Annotated in this window: 2 protein-coding genes; one reads left to right on the plus strand and one right to left on the minus strand. The window is 68.6% G+C overall.

The genetic code is table 11. The features are described from left to right. Positions 1-113 precede the first annotated feature (113 nt). Complete coding sequence (locus AB0M29_RS45180; RefSeq protein ID WP_164293039.1) at positions 114-284, minus strand: hydrophobic protein; 171 nt, start codon at positions 282-284, stop codon at positions 114-116. A gap of 130 nt (positions 285-414) precedes the next feature. Between AB0M29_RS45180 and AB0M29_RS45185 the strand changes: the two genes are divergently transcribed. After that, positions 415-1,299, plus strand: a complete 885-nt coding sequence (locus AB0M29_RS45185) for a SigB/SigF/SigG family RNA polymerase sigma factor (protein WP_365393687.1) — start codon at positions 415-417, stop codon at positions 1,297-1,299. The last annotated feature ends 198 nt before the right edge of the window (positions 1,300-1,497 follow it).

Raw genomic sequence — 1,497 nt, forward strand, 5'->3', positions numbered from 1 at the left:
CACGGGACGACCCGTGGGGGGGGCCCGGCTCCCCTAAACACCCGGGCCGCCCCGCCGCATTCCCCCCCGCCGGCACGCCCGATGTCCTATGCCCTCTGTGTTGTGGTGCAGCGCTACCAGCGGTACCAGCGGTTGCGGCCCCCACTGGAGTGAGTGCCCCGCATGACGAAGCCCAGCAGCCACACCACCAGAACGATGACGGCCACCCACCAAAGGATCTTCAGTGCGAACCCGGCGCCGAAAAGGATCAGCGCGAGCAGAAGAACGAGAAGCAACGGTCCCATGTTTACCAACCTCCGAGCAGCCGTCTGCCCTGCTTCATCAGGGCCATGCCACGATCCCGGTTCGGCATTCATCCGCGGGACCTGGGCAGACGAGGCCCATCAGCCGGCGACCAAAGGTAAAGACGTGACCGTGTCCATGCAGTCCGCAAGCGCCTCCGTCGAACAGGCACAGGCCGCTCCCCAGTCCCGGAGGGTCGGTGAACTGCCGTGGATCGAGGAGGCGGGCAAGGTCGCCCCGAAGGACGCCCGTGCGCTGTCGAAGGTGTTCTTCGACCGCCTGCAGAGCCTGGAGGAGGGCACCCGCGAGTACAGCTACGCGCGCAACACCTTGATCGAGATGAACATGTCTTTGGTGCGCTTCAGCGCCCGCCGCTTCCGCGGACGGGGCGCCGAGGAGATGGAGGACATACTCCAGGTCGGCACCATCGGCCTGATCAAGGCGATCGACCGGTTCGAGCTGAGCCGCGAGGTCGAGTTCACCACCTTCGCGATCCCCTACATCGCCGGTGAGATGAAGCGGTTCTTCCGCGACACCACCTGGGCCGTCCACGTCCCCCGGCGCCTCCAGGAGCTGAGGGTAGAGCTGGCCAAGGCCCGCGACCACCTCACCAACGTCCTGGGCGCACCCCCCACCGTCGCCGAACTCGCCGCCTACCTCGAACTGAGCCAGGACGAGATCATCGAGGGCCTGGTGGCGGCCAACGGCTACACCGCCGGCTCGATCGACCTCCCCCAGGGCGACGACGACCACCCCGGCTCCGAAAGCGGCCGGTCCTTCGCCGAGACCATCGGCGCCGACGACCCCGAGATGGCACTCATCGAGGACTTCCAGTCGCTCGCCCCGCTGCTGGAACGACTCGGCGAGCGCGACCGTGCGATCCTGCGGATGCGCTTCGGGCAGGAGCTGACCCAGTCCGAAATCGGCGCCGAAATCGGCTGCTCCCAGATGCACGTCTCCCGCCTGCTCAGCCGGATCCTCACCAAGCTCCGCACCGGCATGCTCACCGACCGCTGACCGCTGACCGCCGCCGCAGGCCACTTCGCGGGCGGCGGGCTGACCCGCCGCCCGCGAAGTGAGCTGGCGGCCCGGCTGAGCTCCTGCGGCGCCCACGACGGATACTTCCCCCCGTTCGGCGGGACGGTGCCGCGTGGCCGGTGAAGGGCTCCAAGCTGGGTAGCGCCGCAGGCCGCTGCGGGTGCCCCCCATACGGAT

The organism is Streptomyces sp. NPDC051976, from assembly GCF_040680795.1.
GTDB lineage: Bacteria > Actinomycetota > Actinomycetes > Streptomycetales > Streptomycetaceae > Actinacidiphila.